Genomic DNA, 14,979 nt, shown 5'->3' with positions numbered 1-14,979 from the left:
GGCACGTGGGACCCCGCGCCGTAGGATCGACAATACGTTCGCCGTACACCAGACATACGGCGTCGTTCTTACAACGTCGCACCCACAAGGAGCGTGCCCATGACCGCCAATCCGATCGCCGAGACCGTGGCCGGCCTGATGCCGCGTGCCAAGGCGGAGCTCGCGGAGCTCGTGGCCTTCGAGTCGGTGGCGGACGAGGCGGTGGCCCCGCGCAGCGAGTGCGAGGGGGCCGCGAACTGGGTGGCCGACGCGCTGCGTGCCGAGGAGTTCCAGGACGTGTCGCTGCTCGACACCCCGGACGGTTCGCAGTCGGTGTACGGCGTGCTGCCCGGTCCTGCCGGTGCCCCGACCGTCCTCCTCTACGCGCACTACGACGTGCAGCCGAAGCTGGACGAGTCGGCCTGGGTCACCCCGCCGTTCGAGCTGACGGAGCGCGACGGGCGCTGGTACGGGCGGGGCGCGGCCGACTGCAAGGGCGGCTTCATCATGCACCTGCTGGCGCTGCGCGCCCTGAAGGCGAACGGCGGAGTGCCCGTCACGGTCAAGGTGATCGTGGAGGGTTCGGAGGAGCAGGGCACGGGTGGCCTGGAGCGGTACGCCGAGGCGCACCCCGAGCTGCTCACCTCCGACGCGATCGTGATCGGCGACACCGGCAACTTCCGGGTCGGTCTGCCGACGGTGACCGCGACCCTGCGCGGAATGACGATGATCCGCGTCCGGATCGACACCCTCGAAGGGAACCTGCACTCCGGTCAGTTCGGCGGCGCCGCGCCCGACGCGCTGGCCGCGCTGATCCGCGTACTGGACTCGCTGCGCGCCGCGGACGGCTCGACGGTCATCGACGGCCTGCCGGCGGACGCCGTGTGGGAGGGCCTGCAGTACCCGGAGGAGGACTTCCGCAAGGACGCCAAGGTCCTGGACGGCGTCGGCCTGCCGGGCAACGGCACCGTCGCGGACCGTATCTGGGCCCGCCCGGCGGTCACCGTCATCGGGATCGACTGCCACCCCGTGGCCGGTGCCACCCCGTCGATCCCGTCGACGGCCCGCGCGCAGATCAGCCTGCGGGTGCCGCCGGGCCAGGACGCGGCCGAGGCGACGAAGCTGCTGTACGCGCACATCGAGAAGCACACCCCCTGGAACGCGCGGGTCTCCTTCGAACAGGTCGGCCAGGGCCAGGCGTTCCAGGCGGACGTGACCAGCCCGGCGTACACCTCGATGGCAGAGGCGATGCGGATCGCGTACCCGGGCGAGGAGATGCAGAGCTCGGGCATGGGCGGCTCCATCCCGCTGTGCAACACGCTCGCGTCGCTCTACCCGGAGGCGGAGATCCTGCTGATCGGTCTGAGCGAGCCGGAGGCGCAGATCCACGCGGTGAACGAGTCGGTGTCGCCCGAGGAGCTGGAGCGGCTCTCGGTGGCGGAGGCGCACTTCCTGCTCAACTACGCCCGCTCGAAGCAGGGCTGAGGCTGCCGGGGGGACACCCCTTAAGCGCTCGGCGAAGCTCGCCGAGAGCGTAGAGCCATGCGGCGGACCTGCGCGGATGCGTAGGTTCGCCGCATGGACTTCATCGAGATCACGCCACGACTGCACATGCTGAACTTCTCCATCGGCCAGGCCTATCTGTGGCGGGACGACGAGGAGTTGACCCTGATCGACGCCGGCTGGGTGGGCTCGGCGCCGGAGATCGAGACGGCGATACGGGGAGCGGGGCTCGACCCCGCGGCCCTGCGCCGGATCGTGCTCACCCACTGCCACCGCGACCATGTCGGCTCGGCCCAGGAGCTCGCCGACCGGTTCGGCGCCGAGATCGTGGCGCACCGCCTCGACGCCCCCGTGGTCCGGGGCGAGGCCCCCGTACCCGAGCCGGTCCTGCTCGAGTGGGAGATCCCGCTGTACGAGCACGGTCTGACCGTCCCGGTGGCGCCGGCGACCCGGGTCGACCGGGAGGTGGAGGGCGGGGAGGTGCTCGACTTCGGGGACGGGGCCGTGGTGGTGCACACGCCGGGTCACACGCCCGGCTCCCTCGCGGTCCATCTCCCGGAGCACGGCGTGCTGTTCACCGGCGACACGGTGGCGACGGTGAACGGCGTGACCTTCGGCGTGTTCCATGTGGACCGCGGGCTCGCGATCGAGTCGATGCGGCACCTGGCGAAGCTGCGGCCGTCGGTCCTGTGCTGCGGGCACGGGGACCCGGTGACGGTGGACACCGCCCGTCAGCTGAGCGAAGCGGCCGGAGTCGGATAGTCCTCCGGCAACCGGCTCGGCCCAGGACCCGGCCCGGCCCGCCGCCGGTTCAGCCGAGTGGTTCAGCCGAGTGGTTGGGCCGGCCGCTGCTTCGCCGAGTGGTTCAGCCGACCGGCATGCCGGCCTCCAGGTTGAGCACGGTCCCGCGTTCACGGGCGCGCAGGGCCCAACGGAGGCGGCGGTAGCGGACCGGGGGCAGCAGTTCCGCCGCCTCCTCCTCGGTGACGAAGCGCCAGCCGCGGAGCTCGGCGCCGGGCAGGAGGAGCCGGTCCGCGTCGGCGGCCGAGAGCCGACCGCCGTCGAAGAGGAGGCGCAGGCCGCCGTAGCCCGGCGGTTGGGGGCGCTCCCAGTCGACGAGCAACAGGCGGGGTACGGAGTCGAGTTCCAGCCCTATCTCCTCGGCGACCTCGCGCATCCCGGCCCGGGCGGGCGGTTCTCCGGGTTCGACGACACCGCCGGGGAACTCCCAGCCGGGCTTGTAGGTGGGGTCGACGAGCAGGAAGCGGTCCTGTTCGTCGAAGAGCAGGACCCCGGCGGCGAGGGTCTCGCCGGTGGGTTCGGGGGTCTGGACGATGCCGCAGGGGGCGGCCGTGCCGGAGGCGACCGCCTCGGCGACGGCCGCGGCGGCCTCGGCGGGGGTGAGTGCGGAGGTGTCGACGGTGTGGGTGTCGGCGGTCAGCCAGTCGCGCAGGGCGGCACGGTAGGGCTCGATGTGGTCGAGGGACCACTGGCGGACGCGCTCCAGGGCCTCGGGGTCCGAGTCGTCGGGTGTACGGCCCGTGATCCGCGCGCGCAGGATCGTTTCATCCGGAGCGAGGAGCACGTGCCGCACCTGGATGCGCCGGGCGGCGAGCCCCCCGAAGATCTCGTCCCGGTACTCCTGCCGCAGCAGGGTCATGGGAACCACGAGCACGCCGCCGACCTCGGCGAGCAGCGCGGCGGCGGCGTCCACGACGAGTCGGCGCCAGATCGGCAGGTCCTGGTAGTCGTCGACCTCGTCGAGCCGCTTCTGCGGCAGCAGCCAGGCCATCGCGCCGCCGATGAACTCGGGGTCGTACAGCGTGCTGTTCGGGATCAGATCGACCAGCTCGCGCGCGGTGGTGGACTTCCCCGCGCCGAACGCACCGTTGATCCAGACGATCACGATTCCCCCTCTTCGATAGCCCCCAGTGGCTTGCCCGCAACACCCTGCCACGGAAACCCCCGGGGGGAACCGGAGGGGTTCGCGCGGGCGTGGACGGGGTGGGGTGCACGGATGTGAGACGCCTCACTCCACGAACGCACGTGCGGGCCGATGCGTAACACTTCGAGACCGGCTGTCGTTGGACCGGCAAGGCAAGGGGGTGCGGGGATGAACCGTACGGTATTGGAGCGGTTTCCTGCGGGAGGCCCGCGAGGCAGCTGGCCCGCGGAGGAGTTCGCGAGCGCCCGCCGGGACGAGGGCCTCCCGGCGGAGGTCGTCATGGATCTGGAGTCCGACGCTTTCCTGGTGATCGTGCAGCAGAGGACGCCGGAGCCGGTGGGAGGCTGACCGGGCGAGGCTGATCGCGTGAGCGCCGGGCGCGTGGGGTGGTGACGTGTCGTCAGCGCGCCACGCGAGGGGCTGCGGTGTGCGGTCCCGCGGCGGCCGCGGCGCCGAGGAGGCCGGCGTCCGTGCCGGTGAGCGCCGGGACGACGACGAGGTCGCGGACGAACGACAGCGTGGCGTAGCCGCGCAGGCTGCGCCGGAGCGGGTCGAAGAGCACGTCCCCCGCACCCGCCACTCCCCCGCCCACCACGGCGATGTCGATCTCGACCAGGGTCGCGGTCGCGGCGATGCCCGCCGCGAGCGCCTGCGCGGCGCGTTCGAAGGAGGCCACGGCGATCGGGTCGCCGGCGCGGGCGGCGGCGGCAACGGCCGCGGCCGAGGTGTCGCCGTCGGGACCCGGCCGCCAGCCGTTCTCCACCGCGCGACGGGCGATGTGGGGACCGCTGGCGATGCGCTCGACACAGCCGCGTCCGCCGCAGGCGCACGCGTCGCCGTCCAGGTCCACGCTGATGTGTCCGATGTGGCCGGCGTTGCCGGTGGGACCGGGGTGCACCCGGCCGTCGAGCACCAGACCTCCGCCGACACCGGTCGAGACGACCAGGCACAGCGCGTTGTCGTGGCCGCGGGCGGCGCCCTGCCAGTGCTCGGCGGCCGTCATGGCGACACCGTCGCCGACCAGCGTGACCGGTCGCCCGCCGGTCACCTTGTGGACCCGCTCGACGAGCGGGAAACCGCGCCAGCCGGGCACGTTGACCGGGCTGACGGTGCCGGCGGAGGCGTCCACCGGCCCGGCGCTCCCGATGCCCACCGCATGCGCCGACCCCCACAGCGGCGAGGCGGCCAGATCCCCGAGCACCGCCTCGACGGCGCGCATCACCGTCTCGCCGTCCTCCCGCGCGGGAGTGGGCCGCTGTGCCCGCAGGAGGATCCCGCCGTCGCCGTCCACCAGCGCGCCGGCGATCTTGGTGCCGCCGAAGTCCAGGGCGACGACGAGGTCTGTCTGCATGTGCGCGGTGTCTCCAGAAAGGGCGAGAGCGGTCGATCGCTGCGACCTACAGTCTCCCCTGCTCTGACAACGTTGTCCAGGCCCTATGCTCGGACGAGACAGAGACGAGACAGAGGAGATCCACTCACTGTGGCCGACACCGCCCGCCGCCCCGAGCACCGTTACGGCAATCGGCCCACGATGAAGGACGTCGCCGCCCGTGCCGGCGTGGGGCTCAAGACGGTCTCACGGGTCGTCAACGGCGAGCCCGGGGTCACCCCCGACACCGAGCGCAGGGTCCAGGAGGCCATCGACTCGCTCGGCTTCCGGCGCAACGACAGCGCCCGCGTGCTGCGCAAGGGCCGTACGGCCTCCGTGGGCCTGGTCCTGGAGGACCTCGCCGACCCGTTCTACGGTCCGCTCAGCCGCGCCGTCGAGGAGGTGGCGCGAGCCCATGGGGCGCTGCTCATCAACGGCTCCAGCGCGGAGGACCCGGACCGGGAGCAGGAGCTGGCCCTCGCGCTGTGCGCGCGCCGGGTCGACGGGCTGATCGTGATCCCGGCCGGCACCGACCACCGCTATCTGGAACCGGAGATCAAGGCGGGCGTCGCCACGGTCTTCGTGGACCGTCCGGCCGGCCGGATCGACGCCGATGCCGTCCTCTCGGACAGCTTCGGCGGTGCCCGCGCGGGAGTGGCCCACCTGATCGCCCACGGCCACCGCCGCATCGGCTTCGTCGGCGACCGGCCGCGCATCCACACCGCGACCGAGCGTCTGCGGGGCTACCGCGCGGCGATGGAGGACGCGGGACTGGATGTCGAGGATTCCTGGGTCTCGCTCGGCCCGACGGACCCGGACCGGGTACGGGAGGCGGTCACGGCCATGGTGGCGGGACAGGAACCGGTCACCGCGCTCTTCGCGGGCAACAACCGGGTCACCGTCACCGCGGTCCGGGCGCTCGCCGGCCGCGAACGCCCCGTCGCCCTGGTCGGGTTCGACGACATCGAACTCGCCGACCTGCTCGGCATCACCGTCATCGCCCAGGACGCGGCGGCGCTGGGCCGCACGGCGGCGGAACGGCTCTTCCGCCGCCTCGACGGCATCGACGAGGCACCGGCGCAGGTGGTGTTGGAGACCCGGCTGATCCCGCGCGGCTCGGGCGAGATCCCGCCGCCGCCCGCGTAGCCGGGGCCCTGGGCGGTGTTCAGCAGACCGGCAGGCCGGGCAGCGGCCCGTCGTTGTCGCCGCCCTTGATGTACACGACGCTGAAGTACACGTTCCTGTTGCCGCTGTCGTCGTCGGTCCTGGCCCACCAGACGTTCGTCCACTCGCCGTGCGTCTCCCGCCGACCCAGATTCACCTGGCAGTAGAAGTAGTTGGTGCCGGCGTTGAGGATGCCCATCTCGGCGCCGGCGTCGCTGTACGTCTTCTCCGTGCGCCACACCTGGCAGTCGTACTTCCCATCTCCTCGGGAGTGGCAGACCGGCGCGGGCTGAGGGGTCGATCCGCCACCGCCCGTGGTGGTGGTCGAACTTCCGCTGGTACCGGCGCCGCTCGTGCCGCCACCACCGGTCGACGTCGTACCCCCACCGGAGGCGCTTCCGCCTGCGGCGGTGCCGCCGCCGTCCGTACCGCCCGGGCCGGGCCGGGGCGCCTTCGACGTCCCCGAAGAGGAAGGCGTGGCGGGCTTCGTCGAGCCCGCCTTCGAGGGGGTGGCTGACGAGGTCGTCGCGCCCGCGCTCCCCGGGTCGATGACCCGGCCGGGGTCGGCGGCCGGGCTGCTCGGCGCCTGACCTCCGGCCAGTTGCTCCTGTCCACTGGCGCCGCCCCGGTCGATCAGGGCGTACGTGACTCCACCGCCCACCAGCAGAACGGCGGCGACCGCCGCGGCGACCAGCGGGGTGGACCGCTTCCGCCCGGGCGGGAGAGCGGTGGGAGGCGTCGGCACCCCGGCCGTGGCGTAGCCGGCGACCGGAAAGCCACCCGCCGGTGCCGCCTGCGGCACTCCGGGCCCGCTGCCGTCGGGTCGGTACGCCGCAGACGCGTACCCGCCGGCAGGGTGCGGCGCCCCGGGGGCACGGTGGGGAGCGGCGGGCCCGAATCCTCCGGACTGGGGCGCCGCGGGGCCGAACCCCTCCGGCTGCCCCACGGCGGGGGCGGCCCCGTGGGCAGGTTGCTGGGCCGCCGGTCCGAAGCCGCCGGACTGCGCGGCCGCCGCAGCGGCCTCCTGAGAAGGGTGCGCCGCCGCCGAGCCGAAACCGTCGGGGCTCGGGGCAGCGCCGGCCCCGTGTGCAGGGTGCCCCGCGGCGGGACCGAAACCCTCGGGGCCGGAGCCCGCGGCGCCGAAGCCCTCCGGCCGGGGCGGTGTCGCGTTGCGCTCCGTCGGCACTCCGGGGTGTGTCGGGGCCGCGCTGTCCCGGCCGCCCTCGGCCACCGCCGTCAGGAGCCGTGCCGCGGATCGGGCGTCGGGGCGGCGGGTGGGGTCCTTGTCCAGCAGCTGCCGGAGCACGGGGCCGAGGGGGCCTGCCCTGTGTGGCTCCGGCAACGGGTCCACCACGATGGCGTTCAGGGTCGACCAGGTCGACGTGCGGCGGAAGGGCGAGGCGCCCTCGACGGCCGCGTACAGCGTGGCGCCCAGCGCCCAGACGTCCGAGGCGGGTCCCGGCTGCTGCCCCTGGGCGCGCTCCGGTGCCAGGTAGTCCAGAGAGCCGACGATCTCCCCGCTGCGGGTGAGGTGCGTGCTGGAGCCGTCGCCGGGGTCGTCCATGGTCGCGATCCCGAAGTCGGTGAGGACGACCCGCCCTCCCTTGTCGAGGAGGACGTTGCCGGGCTTCACGTCGCGGTGGAGCACGCCGACGTCGTGCGCGGCGGCGAGCGCCTCCAGGACCGCGGCGCCGATCGCGGCGGCCTCGCGCGGCTCGAGCACCCCGCGTTCGCTCAGGACGTCGTCGAGCGAGGGCCCGTCGATGAGCTCCATGACGATGACGGGGCGGCCCTGATGGTCGGTCACGTCGTGGACGGCGATGACCCCGGGGTGCCGTACCCGGGCCGCGGCGCGGGCCTCGCGCTGCATCCGCAGGCGCAGGTCGGCCAGTTCCGGCCCCGACGAGTCGTTGTACGTGCGCAGTTCCTTGACGGCCACCTCGCGGCCCAGGACCTCGTCGACGGCGCGCCAGACGACGCCCATGCCGCCGCGGCCCAGTTGGCGCACGACTCGGTAGCGGCCGGCCAGCCGCTCGTTCTCCCCCGAAGACACCGCTGCCCCGTTCCCTGTCGCCTGCGATGAACGCGTACAGAGTACGTGGGGGTCCCCCCACGCCCTCTAGGGCGTAGGGGGAAGGGCTGACGGCTCCTGCCGGAAGGTTCCCGGCTGTTACTGCGCCGTGGCCGTGAGGTCGCCGCGGCGCGGGGCGGCGAAGCGGTCCAGGTCGGCGCGGGTCATGCCGGTGAGGGCGTCGACCTCGGCGGTGTCGAGGGCGCCGCAGTCGATGCCGCGCAGCAGGTAGGAGCTGAGCGCCTTGGCGGTGGCGGGCTCGTCCATGACGTCGCCGCCCGCGTGGTTGGCGTACGCGGAGAGGCGCTTGGCGGCGGCCTCGAAGCCCTCGCGGTAGAAGGCGAAGACGGCGGCGTAGCGGGTGGGGATGTGGCCCGGGTGCATGTCCCAGCCCTGGTAGTAGGCGCGGGCCAGGGCGCGGCGGGTCAGGCCGTAGTGAAGGCGCCAGGCCTCGTGGACGTGCTGGGTGGAGCCGACCGGGAGGACGTTGGTGGAGCCGTCGGAGACGCGTACGCCCGTGCCGGCGGCGGCGACCTGCATGATCGCCTTGGCGTGGTCGGCGGCCGGGTGGTCGCTGGCCTGGTAGGCGGCGGAGACGCCCAGGCAGGCGCTGTAGTCGAAGGTGCCGTAGTGCAGTCCGGTGGCGCGGCCCTCGGCGGCGCCGATCATGCGGGCGACGGCGGCGGTGCCGTCGCTGGCGAGGATGGACTGGCTGGTCTCGATCTGGATCTCGAAGCCGAGGCGGCCCGCGTCCAGGCCGTGGGCCTTCTCGAAGGCCTCCAGGAGGCGGACGAAGGCGGAGACCTGCTCGGGGTAGGTCACCTTCGGGAGGGTGAGGACGAGGCCGTCGGGCAGGCCGCCGTTCTCGATGAGTCCGGTGAGGAAGACGTCGGTGGTGCGGATGCCGCGGTCGCGTACGGCGGCCTCCATGCACTTCATCCGGATGCCCATGTACGGGGCGGCCGTGCCGTTCTTGTACGCCTCCGAGATCAGCCGGGCGGCGCGGGCGGCGTCGTGGTCCTCGTCCTGGCCCGCGTAGCCGTCCTCGAAGTCGACGCGGAGGTCCTCGATGGGCTCGCGCTCCAGCTTGGCCCGTACGCGGCCGTAGACGTCCTCGGCGAGGTCGTCGGAGAGGCCGAGGACGGCGGCGAAGGAGGCGGCGTCGGGGGCGTGCTCGTCGAGGGCCGCGAGGGCCTGGTCGCCCCAGGAGCGGATCGTTCCGGCCTCGAAGACGTTGCCGGGGACGTAGACGGTGTGGACGGGCTGACGGGTGCCCGGGTCTCCCGGGTAGCGCCGGTCGAGCTCGGCGTCCACCGCTGCGAGGGAGGCGCTGATGCCCTCGCTGACCGCTCCGGCGAGGCTCGTCGACACCTTCTCCTGCTGACCCATCCCACATCCTCCTGTTTTCCGCTTCACGGAATCAACAATCCGTATAGCGAAGTTAGTAGTCCGCCGGGACCTGCGTCAATGGTTGTCCGAAACGGCCGGGGGCCGCGCGGTGATCATCACCACGCGGCCCCCGGACCGTACAGAACAGCAGGTCAAGCCCGCAGAGGTCAGCCCTTGCGGGACTTGACCTCCTCGGTCAGCTGCGGGACGACGTCGAAGAGGTCGCCGACCACGCCGTAGTCGACGAGGTCGAAGATCGGCGCCTCGGCGTCCTTGTTGATCGCGACGATGGTCTTCGAGGTCTGCATACCCGCGCGGTGCTGGATCGCACCGGAGATGCCGGAGGCGATGTACAGCTGCGGCGAGACCGACTTGCCGGTCTGGCCGACCTGGTTGGAGTGCGGGTACCAGCCGGCGTCGACGGCGGCACGCGAGGCGCCGACGGCGGCACCGAGCGAGTCGGCGAGCGCCTCGATGATCGCGAAGTTCTCGGCGCCGTTGACGCCACGGCCACCGGAGACCACGATCGCGGCCTCGGTCAGCTCCGGGCGGCCGGTCGACTCGCGCGGGGTGCGCGCGGTGACCTTGGTGCCGGTGGCCAGCGCGCCGAAGGAGACCGCGAGGGCCTCGACGGCGCCGGCGGCCGGGGCGGCCTCCACGGGGGCCGAGTTCGGCTTGACCGTGATGACCGGGGTGCCCTTGGAGACGCGGGACTTGGTGGTGAAGGAGGCGGCGAACGCGGACTGCGTCGCGACCGGGCCCTCGTCACCGGCCTCCAGGTCCACGGCGTCGGTGATGATGCCGGAGCCGATGCGGACCGCGAGGCGGGCCGCGATCTCCTTGCCCTCGGCGGAGGACGGGACGAGCACGGCGGCCGGGGAGACGGCGTCGTACGCGGCCTGCAGCGCGTCGACCTTCGGGACGACGAGGTAGTCGGCGAACTCCGGGGCGTCGGCGGTCAGCACACGGGTGGCACCGTGCTCGGCCAGGGCCGCGGCGGTGTCGGCGGCGCCGTTGCCGAGCGCGACGGCGACGGGCTCGCCGAGGCGGCGGGCCAGGGTCAGCAGCTCCAGGGTGGGCTTGCGGACGGCTCCGTCGACGTGGTCGACGTAGACGAGAATCTCAGCCATGGGGATTCAATCTCCTGCGAACGAAAAGGGGCGGACTTCAGCGGCTCGCGCGAGCCTTAGATGCTGTGCTGACCCGGGGACGTCGACATGTGCGGCTCCGCCGCGCGGCCCCCGGACCCCCAGCGACTAAATGAACTTCTGGCTCGCGAGGAACTCGGCCAGCTGCTTGCCGCCCTCGCCCTCGTCCTTGACGATCGTGCCCGCGGTGCGCGCGGGGCGCTCGGCGGCGGAGTCGACCGCGGTCCAGGCGCCCTCGAGGCCCACCTCGTCGGCCTCGATGTCGAGGTCGTCGAGCTCCAGGGACTCCACCGGCTTCTTCTTGGCGGCCATGATGCCCTTGAAGGACGGGTAGCGCGCCTCGCCCGACTGGTCGGTCACCGACACGACGGCCGGGAGCGACGCCTCCAGCTGCTCCGAAGCGGTGTCGCCGTCACGACGGCCCTTCACGACGCCGTCCTCGATGGAGACCTCGGAGAGCAGCGTGACCTGCGGGACGCCCAGGCGCTCGGCGAGGATGGCCGGGAGGACACCCATGGTGCCGTCGGTGGAGGCCATACCGGCGATGACGACGTCGTAGCCGGTCTTCTCGATGGCCTTCGCCAGCACCAGCGAGGTGCCCATGACGTCGGAGCCGTGCAGATCGTCGTCCTCGACGTGGACGGCCTTGTCGGCACCCATGGACAGCGCCTTGCGCAGCGCGTCCTTGGCGTCCTCCGGGCCGACCGTGAGCACGGTGACCTCGGCGTCGTCGGCCTCTTCCGCGATCTGCAGCGCCTGCTCGACCGCGTACTCGTCGAGCTCCGACAGCAGGCCGTCGACGTCGTCGCGGTCGACGGTCAGGTCATCGGCGAAGTGCCGGTCGCCGGTGGCGTCGGGCACGTACTTCACACAGACAACGATCCTCAAGCTCACGCCGGCTCTCCTACTGCATCGTCATAACTGGGCTGCCTTGTTGCTCGCAGCATAGGCGCCTGAAGGGCGGGTTTCCGGTCGGGGCGCCCTACGTCCCCACCGAAATATTACTCGTCAGTACACCCAGTTCGTTACCAGTAAGCAAGCGCTCAGCCGTGTGACCTTGACAACGCCCGAGGAAGGGAACCCTCAGTCACGCAGAGCGTTGAAGCGTCCCTGGTGATACAGGAGAGGCCGGCCCGCCCCGCTCGGGTCACCGGCGACGGCCTGGGCGATCACGATCCGATGATCCCCGGCCGGGACGCGGGCCACCACCCGGCACACCAGCCAGGCGAGCACGCCGTCCAGGATCGGGACGCCCTCGGGCCCCACGCTCCAGCGCGTCGCGCCGCCGAACCGGTCGGCGCCGCTGCGGGCGAAGGTGTCGGCGAGCTCCCGCTGGTGCTCGCCCAGTACGTGCACGCCTATGTGTTCGGCCTCGGCGACCACGGGCCAGCTGGAGGAGGTGGTGCCCACGCCGAAGGAGATCAGGGGTGGTTCCGCGGCGACGGAGGTGAGGGAGGTGGCCGTGAAGCCGACGGGACGGTCCCCGTGGGTGGTGATGACCGCGACACCGGCCGCGTGCTGCCGGAAGACGGAGCGGAGGAGGTCGGGAGAGGCCTGCCGAGGGGCGTCTATGGTGCGGAGCTCGGGCGTAACCGTCATGGAACTGTCCTTCTGCGAGGGCATCGTGAGGGGGGTCCGTGGGTTCTCAGACACCCGGACAGCGCGCGCTCGCGTTGCGGGCCAGGTCCACGTGGGCCCGCCCGTAGAGAAGGATTTCTGCAGGCACCTCGCCAGGTTGGCGATCGTTGGCGGGTGCAGTCAAGTGCGTACCGGGATGTGGGAGAAGTGTCACGGCGTCAGACCGCCCGCCCCAGCGCGGCGATGACGTCCGCCCGGCGGGGCTGTCCGGCGGCGCGGACGACGATCCGCCCGGCGCGGTCGAGGACCAGGACGGTCGGAGTGCGGACGATGCCGAGCCGTCGTACGAGATCCAGACGCTCCTCGGCGTCGATCTCGACGTGGCCCACCCCTTCGATCATTTCTGCGACCTCGGCCAGGGTGCGGCGCGTGGCGCGGCAGGGCTGACAGAAGGCCGTGGAGAACTGCACCAGGGTGGCCCGCTCCCCCAGCTCGACCCCGCTCCCGGCCCCGAGCACGTGCGCGTCGGGCGTCCCGGGCTGTTCCGTCATCGTCTCTTCTCCCTGCTCTCCACTGCCCTGTGCAGCGTCCCACGCCACCGTTCGATTCCCGCCACGACCACCGGGCGTGACGAGAATCTCCCCGTACGAAGCCGTCAGGACTGGTCACCGGGGCCCACATGGGGCACGATCTGCCCAAAGCCGAAAACCTACGGCCGCGTAACTTCCGCCGGGAGAACCCTCCCCAGGAACAGAAGAAGGGGTTCCTCTCAGATGGCAGAACTCGTGTATCGGCCGGTCATCGGCGCCGCACTGACCATGTTCAAGGCGCTCGACCTGAAGATCGACACGCAGGGTTCGGAGCACATCCCGCGCACCGGTGGGGCCGTGCTCGTCAGCAACCACATCAGCTATCTGGACTTCATCTTCACGGGCCTGGCCGCGCTGCCGCAGAAGCGTCTGGTGCGCTTCATGGCCAAGGACTCGGTGTTCCGGCACAAGGTGTCGGGTCCGCTGATGCGCGGCATGAAGCACATCCCGGTGGACCGCTCGCAGGGCGAGCACGCCTACAAGCACGCACTGGAGTCGCTGAAGGCCGGGGAGATCATCGGCGTCTTCCCCGAGGCGACCATCTCGCAGTCGTTCACGCTCAAGAGCTTCAAGTCGGGTGCGGCGCGGCTCGCCCAGGAGGCCGGGGTTCCGCTGATCCCGATGGCGCTCTGGGGCACGCAGCGCATCTGGACCAAGGGCCGTCCGCGGAACTTCAAGCGCAGCCACATCCCGGTGACGATCCGGGTGGGCGAGCCGATGGAGGCCCCGGCGGACCAGTACGCCGGCGCCATCACCCGGCGGCTGCGCGAGCGCGTCCAGGAGCTCCTGGAGGCCGCGCAGCGCGCCTATCCCGTACGCCCCAAGGACGCGAGCGACACCTGGTGGGTGCCCGCGCACCTCGGGGGTACGGCTCCGACTCCGGCCCAGGTCAAAGAGGCCGGCTGACCGGCCCGCCCGTCACCCGGGCGTGATCGGCTGAAACGTCACTCCGGGTCGCGGACGGTGATCCGCGCCCCGGGGTTGAGCTTCTCGAGCGACTCGGCGAGCTCGGCGCCCGCGGCGACGAGCTCCTCACGCGTCATGGGCGTCAGCGACTCCAGCAGGAAGATCGCGTCGACGGTGTCGTCGTCGATCCGGGTACGCGGCCCCTGGCGCCAGTTCCAGCGGCGGCACGTGACGCCCGCCTCGTCGCACCAGACGACCTCGCCCGGCTCGGGGTGCTCCACGACCTCCTCACCGCCCGCCATGGTCACGAACGACTCGTCCCCGGTGGCCCGCACGAGCCGCATCGCGCCCTGGATCTTGCCGAGGTCCTCGCCGCCGACCGGGATGAGGTGCGCGACGCTGATCGCGTTGTAGGCGTCGACGAGCCGGTTGATCCGGGGCAGTCCGCCGTCCGCGAGCGCGCGCTTGGCGAGCGCCTCCGCGGAGTTTCGGGTACGGGAGGGCTTGGCGCCGAACGCGGAGTACGCCGCGCGCCAGGCGGCGACGTGCGGGTCCTTGTCCGGGGCCTCGCCCGCGAGCCGCTCGGCGAGGCGGCGGGCGGCGTCGTCGAGCAGGGCCGAACTCGCCTCGTCACTGGGTCCGTTGACCAGTCCGTGGGCCTCGATGACGAGGTGGGTGAAGCCGGGCACGAGGGCACGCACCTCGTCGGACACCGTGAGGGTGAGGGGCATGATCGTCCTTGGGTCAAAGGTCGGTCGGAAGGATCCGCAAGAGCTCCGGGCTGTCCGGCGCCGACCGCATCGCGCTCAGCACTCCCGCATGCGGTGCAGCATACAGCACCGGGAAGTCCATTTCATTGAACTCCGGGTCGGGCAGGAACGCCAACCGCTCCTCCCCCAGGGAGAACTCGGCCTCCTGGCCCGGCACACCACCGCGCGGGTCCTGTCGGTGCCAGGACTCCGCACCGGGCAGCCTGATCGCGACCAGCCCGTGCAGCACCTCGAACTTCTGATAGCAGAGCGCCGTCGGGATCGACTCGGCGCGCAACAGCGCGGCGAGCGCGTGTGCCTTTGCGTGGCAGATCCCGGTGCGCTGCGCGAGGACGTCGGAGGCGCGCCAGGTGACGCGGGGGTCGCCGGTGTCGCTCGAGTGCGGGATCTCGTCCCGTACGAACGCGTACGCGGCCTGGGCGTATGCGTATACGTCGGGGTGCCGGGCGCGCAGTGCGGCGGCGGTCTCCCGCACGACGGGGTGCTCATGGTCGATGACCTCGTCCGCGGCGAGATAGGCGGAGAGTGCGGGGTCCTGCTGGATCAGCTCCATGGTCGGGACCCTAG

15 protein-coding genes are annotated in these 14,979 nt (G+C 72.2%); 5 read left to right on the top strand and 10 right to left on the bottom strand.

Going from position 1 to position 14,979, the window contains the following annotated elements; translation table 11 throughout:
• Positions 1–99: 99 nt before the first annotated feature.
• Positions 100–1,464 carry a dipeptidase gene (locus ACFV9D_RS05140; protein WP_385141097.1) on the top strand — a complete coding sequence of 455 codons (1,365 nt, stop codon included), beginning with the start codon at positions 100–102 and terminating at the stop codon, positions 1,462–1,464.
• Positions 1,465–1,557: 93 nt separating this feature from the next.
• Positions 1,558–2,244: an MBL fold metallo-hydrolase gene (locus ACFV9D_RS05135; protein ID WP_385141094.1), complete on the top strand. Its 687-nt coding sequence runs from the start codon at positions 1,558–1,560 to the stop codon at positions 2,242–2,244.
• A gap of 103 nt (positions 2,245–2,347) precedes the next feature.
• On the opposite strand, the gene ACFV9D_RS05130 is transcribed toward ACFV9D_RS05135, so the two are convergent.
• Positions 2,348–3,391, bottom strand: coding sequence for an NUDIX domain-containing protein (locus tag ACFV9D_RS05130; protein WP_385141541.1), 1,044 nt, complete (start codon positions 3,389–3,391; stop codon positions 2,348–2,350).
• 204 nt (positions 3,392–3,595) lie between these two features.
• Here ACFV9D_RS05130 and ACFV9D_RS05125 point away from each other — a divergent pair, with 204 nt between their 5' ends.
• Positions 3,596–3,775 (top strand): hypothetical protein, encoded by a 180-nt coding sequence (locus ACFV9D_RS05125; RefSeq protein ID WP_385141091.1) that lies wholly within the window; start codon positions 3,596–3,598, stop codon positions 3,773–3,775.
• Between the two features lie 52 nt (positions 3,776–3,827).
• Here the strand turns inward: ACFV9D_RS05125 and ACFV9D_RS05120 are convergent, their stop codons facing one another.
• Positions 3,828–4,778 (bottom strand): ROK family protein, encoded by a 951-nt coding sequence (locus tag ACFV9D_RS05120; RefSeq protein WP_385141088.1) that lies wholly within the window; start codon positions 4,776–4,778, stop codon positions 3,828–3,830.
• A 129-nt stretch (positions 4,779–4,907) separates the two neighbouring features.
• On the opposite strand from ACFV9D_RS05120, the gene ACFV9D_RS05115 reads away from it, so the two are divergent.
• Positions 4,908–5,942 (top strand): LacI family DNA-binding transcriptional regulator, encoded by a 1,035-nt coding sequence (locus ACFV9D_RS05115; RefSeq protein WP_385141086.1) that lies wholly within the window; start codon positions 4,908–4,910, stop codon positions 5,940–5,942.
• Between the two features lie 19 nt (positions 5,943–5,961).
• Here the strand turns inward: ACFV9D_RS05115 and ACFV9D_RS05110 are convergent, their stop codons facing one another.
• The 6 genes from ACFV9D_RS05110 to ACFV9D_RS05085 all read right to left on the bottom strand — a co-directional run bounded on the left by ACFV9D_RS05110 (position 5,962) and on the right by ACFV9D_RS05085 (position 12,697).
• Complete coding sequence (locus ACFV9D_RS05110) at positions 5,962–8,013, bottom strand: protein kinase (protein ID WP_385141083.1); 2,052 nt, start codon at positions 8,011–8,013, stop codon at positions 5,962–5,964.
• 117 nt (positions 8,014–8,130) lie between these two features.
• Positions 8,131–9,420: a DUF6986 family protein gene (locus tag ACFV9D_RS05105; protein WP_385141080.1), complete on the bottom strand. Its 1,290-nt coding sequence runs from the start codon at positions 9,418–9,420 to the stop codon at positions 8,131–8,133.
• Positions 9,421–9,587: 167 nt separating this feature from the next.
• Positions 9,588–10,550: an electron transfer flavoprotein subunit alpha/FixB family protein gene (locus ACFV9D_RS05100; protein WP_385141077.1), complete on the bottom strand. Its 963-nt coding sequence runs from the start codon at positions 10,548–10,550 to the stop codon at positions 9,588–9,590.
• Between the two features lie 126 nt (positions 10,551–10,676).
• Entirely contained in the window at positions 10,677–11,462 is a 786-nt protein-coding gene (locus tag ACFV9D_RS05095) for an electron transfer flavoprotein subunit beta/FixA family protein (protein WP_385141074.1), read from the bottom strand.
• 189 nt (positions 11,463–11,651) lie between these two features.
• On the bottom strand, positions 11,652–12,167 hold the full coding sequence (locus tag ACFV9D_RS05090) for a flavin reductase family protein (RefSeq protein WP_385141071.1): 516 nt from the start codon (positions 12,165–12,167) through the stop codon (positions 11,652–11,654).
• 197 nt (positions 12,168–12,364) lie between these two features.
• Positions 12,365–12,697, bottom strand: a complete 333-nt coding sequence (locus tag ACFV9D_RS05085; RefSeq protein ID WP_385141068.1) for a TlpA family protein disulfide reductase — start codon at positions 12,695–12,697, stop codon at positions 12,365–12,367.
• A gap of 222 nt (positions 12,698–12,919) precedes the next feature.
• Between ACFV9D_RS05085 and ACFV9D_RS05080 the strand changes: the two genes are divergently transcribed.
• Positions 12,920–13,642 (top strand): lysophospholipid acyltransferase family protein, encoded by a 723-nt coding sequence (locus tag ACFV9D_RS05080; RefSeq protein WP_385141065.1) that lies wholly within the window; start codon positions 12,920–12,922, stop codon positions 13,640–13,642.
• Between the two features lie 38 nt (positions 13,643–13,680).
• Here the strand turns inward: ACFV9D_RS05080 and ACFV9D_RS05075 are convergent, their stop codons facing one another.
• Complete coding sequence (locus ACFV9D_RS05075; RefSeq protein ID WP_385141062.1) at positions 13,681–14,373, bottom strand: B3/4 domain-containing protein; 693 nt, start codon at positions 14,371–14,373, stop codon at positions 13,681–13,683.
• Between the two features lie 13 nt (positions 14,374–14,386).
• Complete coding sequence (locus tag ACFV9D_RS05070) at positions 14,387–14,965, bottom strand: transglutaminase domain-containing protein (RefSeq protein WP_385141059.1); 579 nt, start codon at positions 14,963–14,965, stop codon at positions 14,387–14,389.
• Between the last annotated feature and the right edge of the window lie 14 nt (positions 14,966–14,979).

Origin of the sequence: Streptomyces sp. NPDC059875 (assembly GCF_042731085.1) — a bacterium.
Classification (GTDB): domain Bacteria; phylum Actinomycetota; class Actinomycetes; order Streptomycetales; family Streptomycetaceae; genus Streptomyces.
Note: the sequence above shows the minus strand (reverse complement) of the source record. Positions and strands in the feature narration are given on the sequence as shown.